The organism is Acinetobacter silvestris, from assembly GCF_002135235.1.
GTDB lineage: Bacteria > Pseudomonadota > Gammaproteobacteria > Pseudomonadales > Moraxellaceae > Acinetobacter > Acinetobacter silvestris.
The window spans coordinates 87,098-105,223 of sequence record NZ_NEGB01000008.1 but is presented as its reverse complement, the minus strand read 5'-3'; the positions used below and the strand labels follow the sequence as shown (position 1 = coordinate 105,223).

The window sequence follows — 18,126 nt, the reverse complement described above, 5'->3', positions numbered from 1 at the left end:
GGCTCTTTCAAGCCTCCGAAGGTTGATCCGTGAACCAAACTTAACCAAGTTGAACTTAGTAAGTTTGAGTCGCTTTAAAGCTCTCAATACCGGCTTTGAATTCAGCTTCGATGTCTTTAGTATAGTTACCAGTTTCATCGATATTTTGCATTAACGCAGCATGTTCAGCACGGAAGTAAGAAACAAGTGCAGCATCAAAGTCTACAATTTTCTTCACTTCAACGTCAGTCATATAACCTTCGTTAGATGCATAAATTGAAACAGCTTGATCAGCAATTGAATATGGAGCATATTGTTTTTGCTTCATTAATTCAGTTACACGTTGACCATGTTCAAGTTGCTTACGCGTTGCTTCATCAAGATCAGAAGCGAACTGAGCAAATGCTGCCAATTCACGGTATTGCGCTAGAGCAGTACGGATACCACCAGACAATTTTTTGATGATCTTGGTTTGTGCAGAACCACCAACACGAGATACAGAGATACCCGCGTTCACAGCAGGACGAATACCTGCGTTGAATAATGATGTTTCTAGGAAGATCTGACCATCTGTAATCGAAATTACGTTCGTTGGTACAAATGCAGATACGTCACCGGCTTGAGTTTCAATAATCGGCAATGCAGTTAATGAACCAGTTTGGCCTTTAACTTCACCGTTAGTAAATTTCTCAACGTAGTCAGCAGATACACGTGAAGCACGTTCAAGTAAACGTGAGTGTAAATAGAATACGTCACCAGGATATGCTTCACGACCTGGTGGACGACGTAAAAGCAATGAAATTTGACGATACGCAACAGCTTGCTTAGACAAGTCATCATAAATGATTAACGCATCTTCACCGCGGTCACGGTAGTATTCGCCCATTGTACAGCCAGAATACGGAGCCAAATACAGCATTGCTGCTGGATCGGCTGCACCAGCAGCGACAACAGTGGTATACGCCATAGCACCAGTTTCTTCTAGCTTGCGCACTACGTTAGCGATAGTCGATTGTTTTTGACCAATTGCTACGTATACACATTTAATGCCAGAGTTTTTCTGAGCGATGATCGCATCGATCGCCATTGCTGTTTTACCAGTCTGACGGTCACCAATGATCAACTCACGCTGACCACGGCCTACAGGGATCATTGTATCTACTGATTTATAACCAGTTTGTACAGGTTGATCCACTGATTGACGCCAAATTACACCTGGTGCTACTTTTTCAACAGCATCAGTTAATTTTGCATCAATTGGGCCTTTACCATCAATTGGGTTACCTAAAGCATCTACCACACGGCCTAAAAGTTCTGGACCAACCGGAACTTCTAATACACGACCTGTGCAACGCGCTTTTTGGCCTTCTTGAAGGCTTAAGTAGTTACCTAAAACAACGACGCCCACTGAATCCTGTTCTAGGTTCAGTGCCATACCAAATAAGCCGCCGTCGAATTCGATCATTTCACCGTACATTGCATCAGCAAGGCCGTGAATACGCACAATACCGTCGGAAACCATAACAATGGTCCCTTCGTTCTTAGCGGTCGCGCTGGTGTCCAGATCGCCGATACGCTGTTTAATGAGCGCACTGATCTCGGATGGATTCAGTTGTTGCATTGCGCTATACCTCAATCTTTAATTAGTTCAGTCTTCTACGCTATTACGCAAGAAGGCGAGTCCGCATTTTTTCAAGCTTGTTAAGCGCAGAGTCATCTATCACTTGATCGCCTGCACGAATAACTACACCTGCGATTAACGCAGGATTCACTTCTACAGATACCTTAACAGCAGAGTTCAAGCGTTTTTCCAACGCATGCGCTAATTTCTGTTCTTGAACTGAATCAAGTGGAAATGCAGATTCAATAACAACATCTACAGTGTTGTTATTTTGTGATTTGAGCTGTTCGTATTCTGCGTCAATTTCAGGTAACAGAGCCAAACGGCCATTTTCTGCAAGCAATGTCAAAAAGTTTGACACAGTAACAGAAGACTGTTCACCTAATACTTTCGCAAAAAGACTTACCTGCTCAGCAGGAGTAAGCTCAGGACGATTTAAATAAGCGGAAAATGCTTCGTCTTGCACCGCAGCACTAAGCATTTGTAATGCATTTGACCAATCGTCAGTTGCATTATGCTCAGATGCGTAAGCAAATGCTGCTTTAGCGTACGGGCGTGCCAACGTCAAGAGTTCAGCCATGTTTCGCCTCGCTTATAGTTTAGCAGCCAGCTGATTAAGCATGGCATTGTGAGCTTCTGCATCAACTTGTTGGTTCAGAATTTTTTCTGCACCAGCAACTGCCAAGGCAGCAACTTGTTGACGTAATTCTTCACGAGCTGTATTGATGTCTTGATCAACAGCTTCTTTAGCCTGTTGACGAATACGCTCACCTTCTGCAGATGCTTGGGTACGCGCTTCTTCGACCAATTGAGCCGCACGGCGGTTCGCTTGTTCGATCAATTGAGCCGCTTGTGCTTTTGCTGCATCGATTTCTTGCTTAACTTGTGCTTGCGCATCAGCAAGATCAGCTTTCGCTTTTTCAGCAGCATTTAAGCCGTCAGCGATGCGACGCTGACGCTCACTAATCGCATTGATTAGTGGTGGCCATACAAATTTCATACAAAATGCGACAAAAATCGCAAATGAAATCGCTTGACCAATCAATGTGAGGTTAATATTCATTGCTATTCCTCAATAGTTTAATTTAGGAATTAAGCTGATTAACCTACAAATGGATTAGCAAAGATGAAGAACAAGCCAATACCAACACCGATCATAGGCACAGCATCAAGAAGACCTGCGATTAAGAACATACGAGTTTGAAGTTGTGGAGCCAATTCTGGTTGACGAGCAACAGCTTCAAGGAAGCGGCCACCTAAAAGACCAAAACCAATTGCAGTACCCAAAGCACCAAAAGCGATTAGGATTGCAGCAGCAATAGCAACTAAACCTGGAATAATAGTTGGTTCCATGAAAAATTCCTCAGATGTTAGGTTTTCACCTAATTAAGTTTAAAAAACTGTACCCAACCATCAGCTGATAGTTAGGCAATACCATTAATGTTTTTCGCTTGCCATGCTCAAGTATACGATAGTCAGCATCATGAAAATGAACGCTTGTAACGTAATAACAAGAATGTGGAAGATAGCCCAAGGCACAGACAACGCCCACTGGATCCAGAACGGTAGTAACGCGATCAAGATGAAGATTAACTCACCTGCATACATGTTACCGAACAGTCGGAGTGCCAATGAAATTGGACGTGCAAGGAAAGTTACCAATTCCAAAATAAGGTTTACTGGAATAAGTAACGCTTTTGCAACTGGATTGCTTGGGTTAAATGGATTCAGCGCCAATTCGCCAACAAAACCACCAATCCCTTTTTCACGAATACTATAGAACAAAATTAAAACAAATACAGATAAAGACATACCTAAAGTAACGTTTGGATCTGTAGATGGAACAATTTTGAAGTATACGTGATGAGGATCCATACCAAATACGTTAGAACCAATAATTCCTGCAAGATGTGGAATGAAATCTACTGGTAGTAAATCCATCGCATTCATCAGGAAAATCCACACAAAAATTGTGAGGGCTAAAGGTGCAATCAAACGTGATTTGCCGTGGAATGTGTCGCGGACACTTGAGTCAACAAACTCGATGATCATTTCAATTGCAGACTGGAACTTGGTAGGAACACCAGAGTTTGCAGCTTTCGCTACACACCAGAATAACAAACAGAAAATTACACCCAGCGTAATTGACCAACCCATTGAATCCAAGTGAATTGCAGTGAACCCCATCGAATGAGCTTCTTCACCAGTCTCAGCCAATTTCCAAGAACCATCTGGCATTTTGCCATAGGTCATATTGGTCAAGTGATGCTTGATATACTCGGTCGAAGTAAGGGCATGTTCTTCAGCAGCCATAAATCACACCTGGTCAATGTCAAATACTAAAAGAGTCAACGAATATCGCGTGCTGCATGATATCTCGTTTTCCTCAAAAAAATTTTCAATTCTGCTGCGTTTAAACTTGTTTTTGTTGACGTGACACCCAAAAAGGAGCAACCCACGTCATCGTTTGTACAAGTATAAAACCACAAAACAATGCTACCGGAGATAACGGTTGAACATTGCTTAAAATTAAAATGAAACCAACGATCATAATTGCAAATTTGCCCATTAAACCTCTATACATGTTCGAAAGAACATCTCTAGAAGCTCTCGCGCCTGCTGCTCGGAACGACTGCCAAGAAAAATAACAACTGGCAAGCCAACATACAAATGCACCTAATGCTGCACTGAGAGCCGCAGTCGAGTCTTTCAAGACCCACGCTATCAAGGCTGAAACAGGTATCATTATGGCTTGTAAGAAGACCAAAGCTTTCGCTAATCGTCGGTCAATCAAGCGACTAGTTCGGCTCATTTTTATCCACTCACAGCATTAATGCTTGACAAGTTTAGCTGATGATCGTTTTTAATCGCAGGCATTATAGAGTTCCCCCCCTGAACTTGCAATCTTTTCCCGACCTTAGTCGATTTTTTTTCGATAGGTGTGTTGCTTTTGATATGTACAATTGTTGCTTATTTTTTGCATTACTTTTGTGCACTAAGTACACAAGTCCGAATTTCTTTGGCTAAAGTTTGCCATGCCACGACGAAATCTTGCTGTTGAGCCAAACTCTCATCTACCGATTGGAAGGATAAATCACCCAATTTTCGATACTGACTTGGATTGGCGCTCACCTCAGCCAACAAACACATTTTACGATATGGGCGTGTCTCATTAAGGTATTTAATTTGTGCCACCGTAGGCGCAATATGTGGATCATCCGTTAAAGCACCGGCAAATTTTAAATTCAATGGCCGCTCTAAATATTGATAGGCATCATGAAAAGCCCAATACGGTCGAGCCGCACCTATACCACTATATTGCTGAGATGCCACTTTTAATTCTTTCGCAAAATTATTGGCATTATTCCAATAAGCTGCTTTATTTTCAGGATGTTGTTGAGAGCGTAAAGCTGCAATAAAGAAACCAATACGTACAGCATTATTTGGATCTAACCACACATGCGTATCAATGGTATCTTTTAGTGCAATCCCTCGTGTATTTCTTAAAGGTAAGGGCTGGAGAATCCCAGATTTCAATATTGAAATCGCTTTATTATTGTCTGCTAACACTTTTTCTAAAGGTGCTTCATGTTCTTTACCCAACCAAATCAGCAAAGAAGCATCTTGAATCATTTTACGATGTGCAGGTGTAAGTTGCACATCATGACCCGTTTGATGTTCCAATAATAGTTGCGGCTCTTCTATTCCTTGCGTGATCTTTTTTGCAATCAAATATATGGGATGAGTCGATACCACCAAGGGAGCTTGCGCCCAACTGGCACTCATACAAATAACGCTCAAGAAAAACACAACAAAGCGGGACATGAGAATAGATTACCAAGATGAATTTAGCGTTATAGTATAACACAAGTTAAAAAATACCTATGCTATTCGTAAGATGGCGAGCCTTCATGTTAATATTTGCGATCGTCTCTTACATTAAAAGAACTCTTGAGGTCTGCTATGAGCTTATGTTCACACGAGCATCATGAAACTTTACACGGCGTACATGATCATCCTAACGTCGAAGCTCGTCTTACAGAAGCAGAGATTTTATGTGCAACCTCGGGTGCAAGATTGACGCCGTTACGCAAAGAAGTGCTTGAACTGATTTTAAGCGCATCAGGACCAGTCGGTGCCTATGATCTTTTAGCAAAACTCAAAAGTGCATCTGAACGCCCAGCGGCTCCGCCAACAGTCTATCGAACTTTAGACTTTTTATTAGAAAAAGGCTTTATTCACCGCTTAACGTCTATTAATGCCTATATCCCCTGCTGTCATCCACGCGAAGGACATCAAGCTGCATTTTTGATTTGTACACAATGTAATACCGTAAAAGAAGCCTCTGCACATGGGCTTATTCAGCAACTCGACCATCTCGCAGCTTCTGACCAATTCAATGCGCATCACAGTATTATTGAAATATCAGGAATTTGTCAGTCGTGCTCGAACAAAGTTTAGACCCTGTTTTAGTTGCACTCGAAAAAATCAATGTGCGAATTGATGATCGAGATATTCTCAAAAATGTTGATTTCTCCCTGCATGAGAAAGAAATTGTCACGCTCATTGGTCCCAATGGCGCAGGAAAATCAACCCTGATCAAAGTACTCTTAGGCATTGTTAAGCCTAATTCAGGGCAAATCATCAGTCAGAAAAAACTAAAACTTGCATACGTTCCACAAAAGTTCAATCCTTCACACAGCCTGCCTTTACGCGTTAAAGATTTACTCAATTTAGAAAAATGCGATAAAGCCATCAAAGCTGAAATCATTCAAGATACTGGTATTGCCAAATTAAATGAATCGAAAGTGCAACAACTTTCAGGCGGAGAACGGCAACGGGTTTTATTGGCTCGAGCATTACTACGTCAGCCTGATGTTTTAGTACTCGATGAACCGATGCAAGGTCTGGATATTCAATCTGAAGCTGAACTTTATGATTATGTGCGGAGTATTCCTGAGCGCTACGGTTGTTCAATTCTGATTGTTTCACATGACTTACAATGGGTAATGCAAGGCACACAACGTGTGGTGTGTTTAAACAAACATATTTGTTGTAGTGGTCTACCAGAGAATATTCAGCAACATCCTGAATATCAGGCCTTATTTGGTTCACAACGCGTACTTTATCAACATCATCACAATCATTGCGCGCATGGCGATACCGCCACCCCTTGCCAGCATGATTCTCGTCCACATATTCACCCTGAACCGGAAGCTTAAGCCATGATGGAATGGTTACAACTACTATTACCGGCATGGATTATGGGAACACTTTTGGTGTTTCTAACTGCCCCACTGGGTTGTTTAATGTTATGGCGTCGAATGTCTTTTTTTGCTGACACGATGGCACATGGAACGTTATTAGGTGTGGCACTTGCAGCAGTATTAGCCCTCCCCCTCTGGATAGGTGTCACATTCACGGCTATTTTACTGGTGGCGGTATTATGGGTTTTACATGATCCGCGCTTACCGAATGATGCATTATTGGCACTCTGTTCTGCGACTTTATTGTGTTCTGGTTTATTATTGATTCAACATTTACCAGCGTTACGACCTGAACTCTTAAGTTATTTATTTGGTGATCTACTCACTATTGAATGGTCTGACTTACCTATTTTTGCAAGTGTCATTGCTATCGCTTTAGTGATTTTATATAAAAACTGGCAGGCTCAAATTCAAATCGCAATTGATCCTGATATCGCAATTAGTGAAGGTGTGAATGCGAAGTGGCAACGTTTAGTGTTCATGTTGCTATTGGCTGTATTTACTGTTTTAGCTTTACGCGCAGTCGGCTCTTTATTGATGGGCGCTTTATTGGTGATTCCAGCACTTACAGCACGTTTACTTTCGCACTCACCCAAGCAAATGGTCATTTTTGCTTTTATTGTTGCACAGAGTGGTATCACTATTGGTTTATGGTCCAGTGCCGCTTTAAATATTTCAACAGGCTTAAGTATTGTCTTATGCATGTCAATTTTATTTGCTGTGATTTTTTGTGTGCAGAAAGTAAAAAGATTAGCTTAAGTGCTGCGCTCAATTTTCCCATGAAAAGCCCAAAACAATTAGATTTAAATATTACTTACTAATCTGAAAACCTCGACTGCTAATTCCGTATAAGCGACTAGCTCAAGCACATCAATATTAATCATGGTTACAGTCATTATTAAATACTGTATCCATTGTAATTTAGATAAACGTAAAGATTATGGCAGCTCTGAATAAAATACTAATGACGCAACAAGGAAGTAAATAGGTTAATCAAATTCGAACAACTCTATGAACTATTTTTCATTTAAGGCCCATTAGAATTTCGTATTTCAAGTGCATTATTACAATCCTTTAAATTAGAATAAATAAAAATTCTTTGTTTTTTATTTTCTAATAAGATTGCATCCCTATCTGCACCAAAAGCATTTTTTGAAACTTCACATTTGTAAGAGATTAAATTAAATTTCTCTAATACGTCACATTTTGGTTCTTCTAAATATTCATTAAAACCAAAAGTTTGCTTAAAATCCAAATGACCACATGAAAATTCAGTATGATCATTCTTTTCAGCATGAGTAGATTGTTTAGTCTTTATTGATTGAGTAGCATCTTTCATCTCTTTTTGATCTTGTACTTTATCACTACATGCACTGACAAATATGGCAGTTAAAATCAGCATCAAACTCTTATTCATATCTTCACTTTAACAATTTTAAATAGACTTCAATATTATCGGAACAAATTCCATAAAAGATATCAGAATAATTATTTTTAGGATTTAATTCGTACATTATGAGAACTCATTTTTAAATTAAAAATAAGGCTAGTTAGGAATACAATTTTTTTCTACATAACTATTTTTATAATCTAATTTTCTTGTTTCCATATTCAACAAACTCAAACACGATGGATATTTTATTTTTTTTAAAACTTTAGAATCTTTATAAAAAACCTCAACACCACACTTAACAAAACAATTATTAGAATTACCTACAGAATAACTCGTAGAAGATATTTTTCCATTTTCATAATCTGATGTTTTAGTAATTTGGTAATAATCATTATACGATTTCAAAACTATTGGATTAATATATACTGATTCATTTTTTTTAATTAATTTGTTATTTTTTTTACTATATTCCTCAATAACAGCAACAAAATTATTATTAATTCTTTTTTCTATATAATAAGTATCTCCCATATCCTCTTTCAAAAATTTATTATAAGTTTCTTTCATATAGAAATCTTTAGGTGGAACTTCAGCATTTAATACTGAAGAACAAAAAAATATAAATAAAAGACTAATTCTCATTGATATGCTCACTTATAGCTGTAAATATATTATCCACAATAACACTATGATTTATAATTAAAATTTTCGGTGGTGTTTAATTTTAAATACAACTCAAACTTAATGAATAATAAGTACTGATTATGATCATAGAAACCACAACCTATGTCTGCACTCATTGCCAACCATCCAATATCCATAAGAATGGTCAAAACAAAAGTGGGAATGCACAGTTTAAATGTAAAGATTGTGGGCACTCCAGTGCGCTCAAACCCAAAATTAAATATACAGAACAACAGAAAGAACTCATTGTTAATAGTTCTCTTGAACGAGGTAGTTTAAGAGGAACTCAGCGTTTATTTGGTGTTGCACCTGAAACACTGACAGGATGGATAAAAAAAGTAAAAAATAGGAAACTGAGTCATGACTTACTGAGTACAGAATCAACAGATATCCTAAAACTGGATGAGTTATGGAGTTTTGTAAAAGCTCATCGTCACAAGGTGTGGACTTGGATTGTATTATGCCGACGTACGCGCCAAGTGGTGGCTTATGTATGGTCAGTGTAATGATGAAACTTGTACAAATTTACGTTGTCGTATCCCTACAGAATATTTTAATTTAGCAACATGTAGTGATTATTGCTCAAGTTATACGAAGGTATCAATCCTGATATCCATCGTTCTGTGGGTAAAATACAGGTTTAACCAATCAGGTTAACGATTCAATGCTACATTAAGAAATCGTTTAGGACGCTTTACACGAAAACTTTGAGCTTTTCCAAAAATAAAGAAAATCACGAAACAGTCTTACATATGTTCTTATTGATATATAATCAGGGCATGAGAAATAAATGGATAGCACGTCATATTAGACACTACCAGAAAAGCTAAGGTTCGGAATAATCTTTCTCTTGGCAGTTATTAATAGTATCAAAGTCCAAATATATGGCATCATGATAAAATTTTACTTTTTTATTTGATGAATCCCAAATATTAAAATGGGAGCCTTCAGAAGAATAACACATATCTAAAAAATCAGCTTTACCATCTTGATTTAAATCTAAAGCTAAAGGTTGTCCATTTTTTTGCTTTAAAATCATTTTTTCTTCGCCAACTATGAAATAGTCTACAACACCAGATTCAATTTTCTCATCTAAACCATAAAAATAAGAAAAGTTTCTTTCTACTGATGATCTGTTTAAAGCTTTCACACATTCATTATCAGGCGATGAATTTATTTTTACACGTCTATACCCAATATTTTTTACATTTCCACTTTCATCATCCAAATCAAATTCAATTAATATTGGTATTAAATTATTTATCGGCTTAACACTACCAATACAACTAGAATTTAAGAATTGAACTCGACCAATAGTATAATCTATCTTGTTCTTAGATTGCTCAATTCGATTAGAATCATAATTTTTTTGTACAGATTCAACAGGAATTTCATCTTCATATGAGGTACATGAAATCAAAAACATCATACTGATATATATATAATTTATTCACAATTTAATGTCCATCATAAGACCAATGTGGTGTATCACTACTACCAAACCAAAATACACTATACTCTCTACCAATAGATGCCAAGTCCTCTATTGAATTAACTTTTTTGCTCCCTCCTTTAAACTTTACTATTTTTCCACTTATATTAGTAATTGACATATCTACAGCTAAAGCCTTTACTGGATTATGATTTGATCGACCAGGATGTGCTATTTTATTGTTTCTAACACCATATTTTGCATGCATGGCTGCTGCAGTCTTTGCTTTGGCTATATCTTCACTTTAACAACTTTAAATAGACTTCAATATTATCGGAAAAAACTCCATAAAAGATATCAGAATAATTATTTCCAATGTCTAAGTCATTCCTATAATAGACCTCTATCACAACTCATTTTTATTCAGTTCCAAGTAGTAATTTTTGCAATCAAGTTAAATCTTAAACTTATAAAAATGGCGCACTACCTTTCATAATCGTTCCATCATTTGCAATTTTATAATAGTTATATTTTAAATTTTTACCGTTATAACTCTTAACCTTAATATTATATCTACTATCTATATAAAAATCAGATCCTGTGCCAAAATTTACAAAATGCCCCTTCCCATTACTATTAAAAGTATTTAAAACATAAGATAATTTTTCACTCTCGTCTGTGAAAAATTCAACAAAAACAATATTACCCTCTTGTCTTGGAAGTTTAATAATGGCATTCCCAACACCTAAGCTTCCTCCATGACTAACCACATAATCAATAAAACCATCAGAAATATTTGATGCTAAAACTACATTTCTATTACCTATTTTCACTTTAGAATCGAAAGGTAATTTAACAGACTCAACCGTACTTAATTCTTTTTCAATTAAATGTAATCCTTTTATATTATCTTTTTGTACAAAGCTTCTCTTATCTTCATTAAATAGCGTAAATTTTTTATTTGAAAACTTATAACAATATCTACCATTCTCGACAATATCTTTATACGCATATTTCATTCCATCTATACATATTTTATTGTTTAAACTAGAAAAATCTATTGTTTTATTCTTTATTACTTTACCTCCATCATTCTTCTCATCAAAATACTGTCCATATAATGGAAATACCTCTTTACCAATAGGATCTAGAACAACAATTGCATCATCTAAGCTGAATAAAATAAAGTCTTTATTAAAATTTTTCGTAGCACCCAAATTTTTATTATATAAATTTAAATATTTTTTTGAGCAAAAATCAATTTCCCCATAATCAAATTTACATTGGTTTTTATTGCCATTAATAGTGATAGTAAAATCATTTTTGGCATAACAACCCGCGATATTAAAAAAAATAACTGCATATAAAAAAAATCGAAACATACTTTTACCTTTAACTATAAATTGCTTTATCCGTAGCCAGGCTATGCTTACTGAGACGACTATCGCCTAAATCTTGTGCCAAAATATCAGCTTGCCAGCGCTGAACTTGAACAGCTGTAGATTGAAGATTTCGTTGAGCAACTAAGCTAGTCATTGTATCAAAGTGCTCTGTGGCATTACTTCGATGAAAGCGAATACTTCTGCGACTCAATGCCTCATATTGACTATTGTCATCAATTAAACGGAGCTTCTGCGCTTGAATCTGTGTTGCAGATATGGCAACAATTTTTGCAGATTCATCAACCAACCAATTAATGCCCTCACTACGCCATAAACGCGTTAAGAATTCATAATCGGTTTCATTTGATTGCATCACAAAAGGGCGAATATCATATTCTTGTTTTAAGCCACTATTATCCAAAGTTAAACTTGAAGCAAATAAAGTACTTTTAGCCTGCCACTCTTTAAATAAAACTTCAGTAATTTCAGGCACATTTTTATTCATAAACACACGACTATTGCGGCGCTTATGCCAAAGCGCTGTCGCATCCTCAATCGTGAGTTTATATAACGTTAATGCCCCATCACTTTGTCCCTGACTTGCACCCGTAACAATACCTGTTGTACGGTAAAGCTCGCCAAAATCAGTGACCTGATCAACAGCAACCTGACAACCAATAAATTGCTTGAGTGCGATATGGGCATTCGTAGACAGGCATAAAATTTCAGCTTTAAACCCCTGATTTATAAAACTTTTCCCTTGGACATACTGAATAAAGGCCTGAGCGTTCAATATAGGATTCGAAAATTGTAAATGCAAAGCCCGTTTTTGTAGACTCAATCCCAAACTCTCAATCAAAGTACTTATATTTTTCAACATGAATATTATTTTTTGAAATTATTTTGCGCAATTCTAACCAAGCTTACCCAGATGTCTAGAGTAAAAATTGTTAAGTTTTATGATTACAATCCTAAAAATGATAAAAGGAACCAATGACTGATTCCTTTTATCCCACTTAATTAAGAGGCATGACTAGCTAGGAATACGTTTATAACGACGATATTCAGGTTTCCAGAAATTATCCTCTAAACGTTGTTGCAATACCTCATCCGAAATCGCGGGTGCGACTCCATCATGAATCGCTGCTTTTGCAACTTTAAACGCAATAATTTTAGATACTTGTTGCAAGGCATTTAAATCTGGTAATAAATCCGCATCAATATCATTCAGTTTCGGTGAACAATCTGCCAAAGCATTACTGGCCGCCATCAACATATGATCGGTGACACGTGTAGCTTGCACCGCAATCACACCCAAGCCAATTCCCGGGAAAATATAAGAATTATTACATTGCGAGATGTTATAAATTTCACCTTGATAATTCACTGGTGCAAATGGGCTTCCTGTTGCAATTAGAGCCTTACCCTGCGTCCATTCGATAATATCTGCTGGAACCGCTTCTACACGAGATGTCGGATTTGAAAGCGGCAATACAATCGGTCGCTCACAGTTTTCTGCTAAAGTCCGAATCACTTCTTCGGTGAATAATCCTGGTTGCCCCGAAACACCAATCAACACGGTTGGCTTCGCATTTTTCACAACATCAAAGAGGGAAATTGTACCTTCTGCATCACCCCAATGTGCAACCTCATCAATTTTTTGTACCAATTTACTTTGAAAATCAAGTAAGTTTGGCTGATTTTCAGTGAGCAAACCAAAACGATCGACCATGTAAATTTGTGATCTTGCTTGCGCGTCGGTCAAACCCTCAGCCATCATTTGCGCCACAATTTGTTCCGCAATACCACAACCCGCTGAACCTGCCCCTAAGAAAGCAACTTTTTGATCTTTAAGTTGTTTACCTGCAGCACGACTGGCGGCAATTAAACTTCCGACAGAAACTGCGGCTGTACCTTGAATATCGTCATTAAAACAACAAATTTGGTCGCGATATTTTTCCAATAACGGCATCGCATTTTTTTGGGCGAAATCTTCGAATTGAATCAAAGCAGTCGGCCAACGGCGTTTAACTGCGCTGATCACTTCATCAACAAAAGCGTAATACTCATCACCGCTGATGCGAGGCTGTTTCCACCCCATATAAATTGGATCATTTAACAATTGTTGATTGTTTGTCCCAACATCAATGGTAATTGGTAGCGTATAGGCTGGGCTAATCCCGCCACATGCGGTATACAACGATAACTTACCAATCGGGATGCCCATCCCACCAATGCCTTGATCGCCTAAACCGAGAATACGTTCACCATCCGTGATCACAATCACTTTGACATTCTTTTTGTTTACATTATGTAAAATATCATCAATATGATTACGCTCTGGATAAGAAATAAAAATCCCGCGATGACGACGATAAATATCGGAAAAACGCTGACATGCCTCACCCACTGTCGGGGTGTAAATAATCGGCATCATCTCACTTAAATGATTTTCAATTAAATGATAAAACAGCGTTTCATTGGTGTCTTGAATATTTCGTAAATAAATATGCTTATTGATCGCATCATTAAACGCGCAGTACTGCTGATACGAACGCTGACTCTGTTCTTCAATGGTTTCGATCACATGCGGAATTAAACCATGAAGATTAAAGTGAGTACGTTCTTCTTCATTAAATGCAGAACCTTTGTTTAACAGTGGTAGTTCTAAAAGGGCGTTGCCTGCATACGGAATATATAAAGGATACTTTTTCAAATGTTCAGTTGTCATTTCCATTCTCATTTGTGTGGACAATAATGTAATGACCTACGTTTTTTGCCACGAATACTACTTTCGTCGTAGCTAAGCTTAAGCCTATTTTTGCGTAAATAGGTATTTAGATACGTGATAATGATATGCAGAGTATTTTACAGATTGATAAATTCATTCCTTTTTACTTATTTATAATGACTTTATTCATGCTGTTCATCTTCCGGTTGATTTTTTGGCTGAATTCACGAATGATGTAGTGAAACTACATATCCATAATGACTTCAAAATAAAAATATGCTGAAATTTTCTTTCAATACCTTGCTAATTTGCTCAGTAGTTGCAATCAGTGGCTGCCATACAATTTCAAAAACCTCAAATCAAGTCAAAGATATGGTTGGGTTAGGCGAAAAGAAAATGCCTGAACTTGATCAAAAAGGTGTTGTCGATGTGAGTAAAACCACATTAGAAAAAATTGAGCAAATGACGCTGAATATGCCGACAGTTCAATGGGTTTATATCGAAAATGATTTACACGGGATTTATACCCTGCAAAATAAATCTGTGGACGGTAATATGCTGCTGTTACGTTTAAATTGCAAAATGCCATCGCAAAAATCAGGTTTTATTCTGCGCAATAAAGCAGGTCAAGACATTTTAAAAGCGCATGACGAACAAGCAGGACCAATTCAGTTTTTATTGGACAATAAAAATTATACCAATCCATTTCATTTGAGCAACAGCAAAAAAATAGAGGCGTTTAAAACAGCACTAAAAAAACCAAAGTGATTAAAATTTTTAATGCCTCCAAATTGTATACCTTTCAAAATGGTCATGCTGAACGCTTAGAACAACCCGTTAGCTGCAAAGATTAAAATATGGTGATTTGACAAATATACCTATTAAAATAGCAACTTAAATACCAATAAATACAGTAATGAGATACATTTCACATAATGTACAACAAAAAATGGCATAATTTAAGCCGTATTTCCCCCTGTGTAAAACAGAACCATGACTCACTTTTACACTATTGATTTAACCCAAATACAGTACAAAAAATTCACGATTTTTACTCTTCAATCTGAATAAGTTTTATTCATACAAATGCTTTCACCTAAAGCATTCGAAATTTGCTATATTTAGCGTTTTTCTGCGACATTTATTTTTCGATAGATTATGAATACGGCCATACAAGCAGCTCTTGATCATGCAATGCAATCCCTCCAAGCTGAAGGGTTACTTCCATCTGACTGGAAAAACACCAGTACATTAACGCGAACCAAAGACCGAAGTCACGGCGATTTTGCGTCTAATATTGCCATGATCGCCTCCAAACCTGCAGGTATGAAGCCACGTGATCTTGCAGAAAAAATCTTAGCTCACTTACCAGAAGTGGCAGATATTACTAAAGCTGAGATTGCTGGCCCAGGTTTCATCAACTTCTTCTTAAATGCAGATCAACGCTTTGCGATACTTGATCAAATTCAAGCCCAAAAAGATCAGTTTGGTAAAACCCAAGCCAATGCAGCAAAAAAAATCCAAGTCGAATTTGTATCTGCAAATCCAACCTCTAGCCTACATGTAGGTCATGGTCGTGGTGCTGCCTATGGTATGACAGTTGCAAACTTACTTGAAGCCACCGGTGCTAAAGTTGATCGTGAGTACTATGTGAATGATGCAGGCCGTCAAATGGACATCCTTGCAACATCAACTTACTTACGCTATCTCGAGTTAACGGGTCAAAGCTTAGTTTTTCCGAAAAATGCCTATCAAGGCGATTACGTTAAAGAAATCGCACAAAGCATTATCGACAAAGATGGCGATGCTTATGTACGCCCTGTCGCTGATGTCTATAAAGATGTTCCTGAAGATGTGCAATATGCAGCAGAACTTGATGCAGATGGTAACAAGGTTGTACTTTCAGGTGATAAAGAAAAACACATTGATGGCTTAATTCACAATTCACAAGCATTGATTGGTGCAGGTTATCGCGTATTCCACCAAGCTGCTTTAAACGCCATTTTAGATGACATTAAAGATGATTTGGGTGAATTTGGGGTTACTTTTGACCAATGGTTCAGCGAAGCTGCTTTAACAGAAAAAATTGAAGAAGCACTGCAAACCTTAGATCAACGCGGCTTCCTATACGAAAAAGATGGCAATATTTGGTTTAAATCAACAGATTTTGGTGATGAAAAAGACCGTGTGGTTAAACGTCGTAATGGCCAAACCACCTATTTTGCTTCTGATATTGCTTACCACCTAAATAAATTACAACGTGGTTATACCGATATTATTGATATTTGGGGTTCAGATCACCATGGTTATATTGCACGTGTTAAAGCGGCAATTGATGCAATGGGCTATGATTCGAAAAAACTGACGGTACTTCTAGTACAATTTGTCAGCTTATGGCGTGGCGGTCAGATGATTCAAATGTCATCTCGTTCTGGTCAATTTGTGACTTTACGCGATCTGCGTAAAGAAGTGGGCATTGATGCAGCACGTTTTTATTATGTGATGCGTAAATCTGAGCAACACATTGACTTTGACTTAGACCTTGCTGTGTCACAAAGTAAAGATAATGCGGTGTATTACATTCAATACGCTTATGCCCGCGTCAATCGTATGGTTGACCTAAAAGCGCCAGAAAAGAATATTCCTTTCGATCGTGAACAATTGAGCAACTATGATGCTTCATTGCTCACACTCGAAGCTGAAACTGAGATTTTAGCAAAATTGGCAGCGTATCCTGAGATTGTGATTCGTGCGGCAAATAGTTATGAACCACATCAAATTGGTAATTATTTGAAAGAACTCGCAGCTTTATTCCATGCTTGGTACAACTTAGATGATGCAAAAATTTTGGATGACCAAAATATTGCTTTATCTCAGGCACGTTTATTGTTATCTATAAACGTACAACAAGTGCTCAAAAATGGTTTAACATTATTAGGTGTTTCAGCACCTTATGAAATGTAAAAGCAGCTAATAGAAGAGGAATTCCACGTGTTTGGAAAAACGCAGCGCGGTGTGTCTGAACGACCGAACAAACCCAAACAACCATTAATTCCAAAATGGTTAGGGATGCTTGTAGTCATTTTAATCGTGTTAAGTTTTGCAGTAGCACTGATGCTCTGGAAACCGTGGGCACCTGTTCAGCCGAGAAATAATGATGTAACTTCCCCACATTATCAAGAAGATACCAATAAAGATTATCGGTTCTACGACTTATTACCTCAGCAACAAGTGACGCCTATACCTGAACAAGCTGTTCCTGAAAGCAAAACACAAACTCAGCCAGTGATTGTAGAAGCACCAACCCAACCCACCTCGAATGATATCAATGTCGGTGCCGATGGTTCTGAACAAACGACTCCAGCAACTCAACCTGAATATATTTTACAGGTTCGCAGTTATCCAGACCCTGATAGTGCCGATGCACGTCGTGCAGAAATTATTTTGAATGGACTTTCTGCTGATGTGGTACAAAGTACTGAAGGTGGAAAAACTTGGTATCGTGTAATTTCAGGACCATATGAATCACAAAATGCTGCAGTGCTTGCACAACAAACGTTGCAACATAGCGGTATTGATTCAATTGTGGTGAAACGTTAGTCAATAACGTCATAAAAAAGGATACTTCGGCATCCTT

19 protein-coding genes and 2 pseudogenes are annotated in these 18,126 nt (G+C 37.6%); 7 read left to right on the top strand and 14 right to left on the bottom strand.

What is annotated here, in order from left to right; translation table 11 throughout:
* Nucleotides 1-55: 55 nt before the first annotated feature.
* From atpA to B9T28_RS12900, 7 genes are all read right to left on the bottom strand, one after another.
* Entirely contained in the window at nt 56-1,600 is a 1,545-nt protein-coding gene (gene atpA, locus B9T28_RS12930) for a F0F1 ATP synthase subunit alpha (protein WP_086204400.1), read from the bottom strand.
* Nucleotides 1,601-1,643: 43 nt separating this feature from the next.
* On the bottom strand, nt 1,644-2,180 hold the full coding sequence (locus tag B9T28_RS12925) for a F0F1 ATP synthase subunit delta (RefSeq protein WP_086204399.1): 537 nt from the start codon (nt 2,178-2,180) through the stop codon (nt 1,644-1,646).
* Nucleotides 2,181-2,192: 12 nt separating this feature from the next.
* Entirely contained in the window at nt 2,193-2,663 is a 471-nt protein-coding gene (locus B9T28_RS12920) for a F0F1 ATP synthase subunit B (protein WP_086204398.1), read from the bottom strand.
* Between the two features lie 38 nt (nt 2,664-2,701).
* Entirely contained in the window at nt 2,702-2,953 is a 252-nt protein-coding gene (gene atpE, locus B9T28_RS12915; RefSeq protein WP_039620623.1) for a F0F1 ATP synthase subunit C, read from the bottom strand.
* 84 nt (nt 2,954-3,037) lie between these two features.
* The gene (gene atpB / locus B9T28_RS12910; RefSeq protein WP_086204397.1) at nt 3,038-3,913 is read right to left on the bottom strand and encodes a F0F1 ATP synthase subunit A; all 876 of its coding nucleotides are present in this window, start codon (nt 3,911-3,913) and stop codon (nt 3,038-3,040) included.
* 100 nt (nt 3,914-4,013) lie between these two features.
* Entirely contained in the window at nt 4,014-4,412 is a 399-nt protein-coding gene (locus B9T28_RS12905; protein WP_086204396.1) for an ATP synthase subunit I, read from the bottom strand.
* A gap of 170 nt (nt 4,413-4,582) precedes the next feature.
* Nucleotides 4,583-5,425: a metal ABC transporter substrate-binding protein gene (locus tag B9T28_RS12900; protein ID WP_086204395.1), complete on the bottom strand. Its 843-nt coding sequence runs from the start codon at nt 5,423-5,425 to the stop codon at nt 4,583-4,585.
* A gap of 138 nt (nt 5,426-5,563) precedes the next feature.
* Here B9T28_RS12900 and B9T28_RS12895 point away from each other — a divergent pair, with 138 nt between their 5' ends.
* From B9T28_RS12895 to znuB, 3 genes are read left to right on the top strand one after another with little or no spacing between them, the layout of a single operon-like run.
* Entirely contained in the window at nt 5,564-6,061 is a 498-nt protein-coding gene (locus tag B9T28_RS12895) for a transcriptional repressor (RefSeq protein WP_086204394.1), read from the top strand.
* Complete coding sequence (gene znuC, locus B9T28_RS12890; protein WP_086204393.1) at nt 6,034-6,822, top strand: zinc ABC transporter ATP-binding protein ZnuC; 789 nt, start codon at nt 6,034-6,036, stop codon at nt 6,820-6,822. The genes B9T28_RS12895 and znuC overlap by 28 nt, the downstream gene beginning before the upstream one ends.
* Before the next feature lie 3 nt (nt 6,823-6,825).
* Nucleotides 6,826-7,626, top strand: coding sequence for a zinc ABC transporter permease subunit ZnuB (znuB, locus tag B9T28_RS12885; RefSeq protein ID WP_086204392.1), 801 nt, complete (start codon nt 6,826-6,828; stop codon nt 7,624-7,626).
* A 268-nt stretch (nt 7,627-7,894) separates the two neighbouring features.
* On the opposite strand, the gene B9T28_RS12880 is transcribed toward znuB, so the two are convergent.
* Nucleotides 7,895-8,284, bottom strand: a complete 390-nt coding sequence (locus B9T28_RS12880) for a hypothetical protein (RefSeq protein WP_143222619.1) — start codon at nt 8,282-8,284, stop codon at nt 7,895-7,897.
* 129 nt (nt 8,285-8,413) lie between these two features.
* Nucleotides 8,414-8,902: a hypothetical protein gene (locus tag B9T28_RS12875; RefSeq protein ID WP_086204390.1), complete on the bottom strand. Its 489-nt coding sequence runs from the start codon at nt 8,900-8,902 to the stop codon at nt 8,414-8,416.
* A gap of 122 nt (nt 8,903-9,024) precedes the next feature.
* On the opposite strand from B9T28_RS12875, the gene B9T28_RS12870 reads away from it, so the two are divergent.
* On the top strand, nt 9,025-9,450 hold the full coding sequence (locus tag B9T28_RS12870; RefSeq protein ID WP_086204389.1) for an IS1 family transposase: 426 nt from the start codon (nt 9,025-9,027) through the stop codon (nt 9,448-9,450).
* Nucleotides 9,451-9,770: 320 nt separating this feature from the next.
* Here B9T28_RS12870 and B9T28_RS12865 read toward each other — a convergent pair whose 3' ends face one another.
* The 5 genes and pseudogenes from B9T28_RS12865 to B9T28_RS12845 all read right to left on the bottom strand — a co-directional run bounded on the left by B9T28_RS12865 (nt 9,771) and on the right by B9T28_RS12845 (nt 14,489).
* Entirely contained in the window at nt 9,771-10,373 is a 603-nt protein-coding gene (locus B9T28_RS12865) for a hypothetical protein (RefSeq protein ID WP_086204388.1), read from the bottom strand.
* Between the two features lie 28 nt (nt 10,374-10,401).
* Entirely contained in the window at nt 10,402-10,644 is a 243-nt protein-coding gene (locus B9T28_RS12860; protein WP_086204387.1) for a hypothetical protein, read from the bottom strand.
* A 199-nt stretch (nt 10,645-10,843) separates the two neighbouring features.
* A complete protein-coding gene (locus B9T28_RS12855) occupies nt 10,844-11,758 on the bottom strand; it encodes a hypothetical protein (RefSeq protein ID WP_086204386.1) in 915 nt (304 codons plus the stop codon).
* Between the two features lie 43 nt (nt 11,759-11,801).
* Nucleotides 11,802-12,638 (bottom strand): annotated as a pseudogene (locus tag B9T28_RS12850) (phage late control D family protein); the annotation flags it as partial.
* Nucleotides 12,639-12,791: 153 nt separating this feature from the next.
* Entirely contained in the window at nt 12,792-14,489 is a 1,698-nt protein-coding gene (locus B9T28_RS12845) for an NAD-dependent malic enzyme (RefSeq protein WP_086204385.1), read from the bottom strand.
* A 276-nt stretch (nt 14,490-14,765) separates the two neighbouring features.
* Here B9T28_RS12845 and B9T28_RS12840 point away from each other — a divergent pair.
* The 3 genes and pseudogenes from B9T28_RS12840 to B9T28_RS12830 all read left to right on the top strand — a co-directional run bounded on the left by B9T28_RS12840 (nt 14,766) and on the right by B9T28_RS12830 (nt 18,089).
* Nucleotides 14,766-15,343 (top strand): annotated as a pseudogene (locus B9T28_RS12840) (YfjT/YkfB family phage-associated protein).
* Nucleotides 15,344-15,647: 304 nt separating this feature from the next.
* Nucleotides 15,648-17,453, top strand: a complete 1,806-nt coding sequence (gene argS, locus B9T28_RS12835; RefSeq protein WP_086204384.1) for an arginine--tRNA ligase — start codon at nt 15,648-15,650, stop codon at nt 17,451-17,453.
* Nucleotides 17,454-17,480: 27 nt separating this feature from the next.
* Nucleotides 17,481-18,089 carry an SPOR domain-containing protein gene (locus tag B9T28_RS12830; protein WP_086204383.1) on the top strand — a complete coding sequence of 203 codons (609 nt, stop codon included), beginning with the start codon at nt 17,481-17,483 and terminating at the stop codon, nt 18,087-18,089.
* The last annotated feature ends 37 nt before the right edge of the window (nt 18,090-18,126 follow it).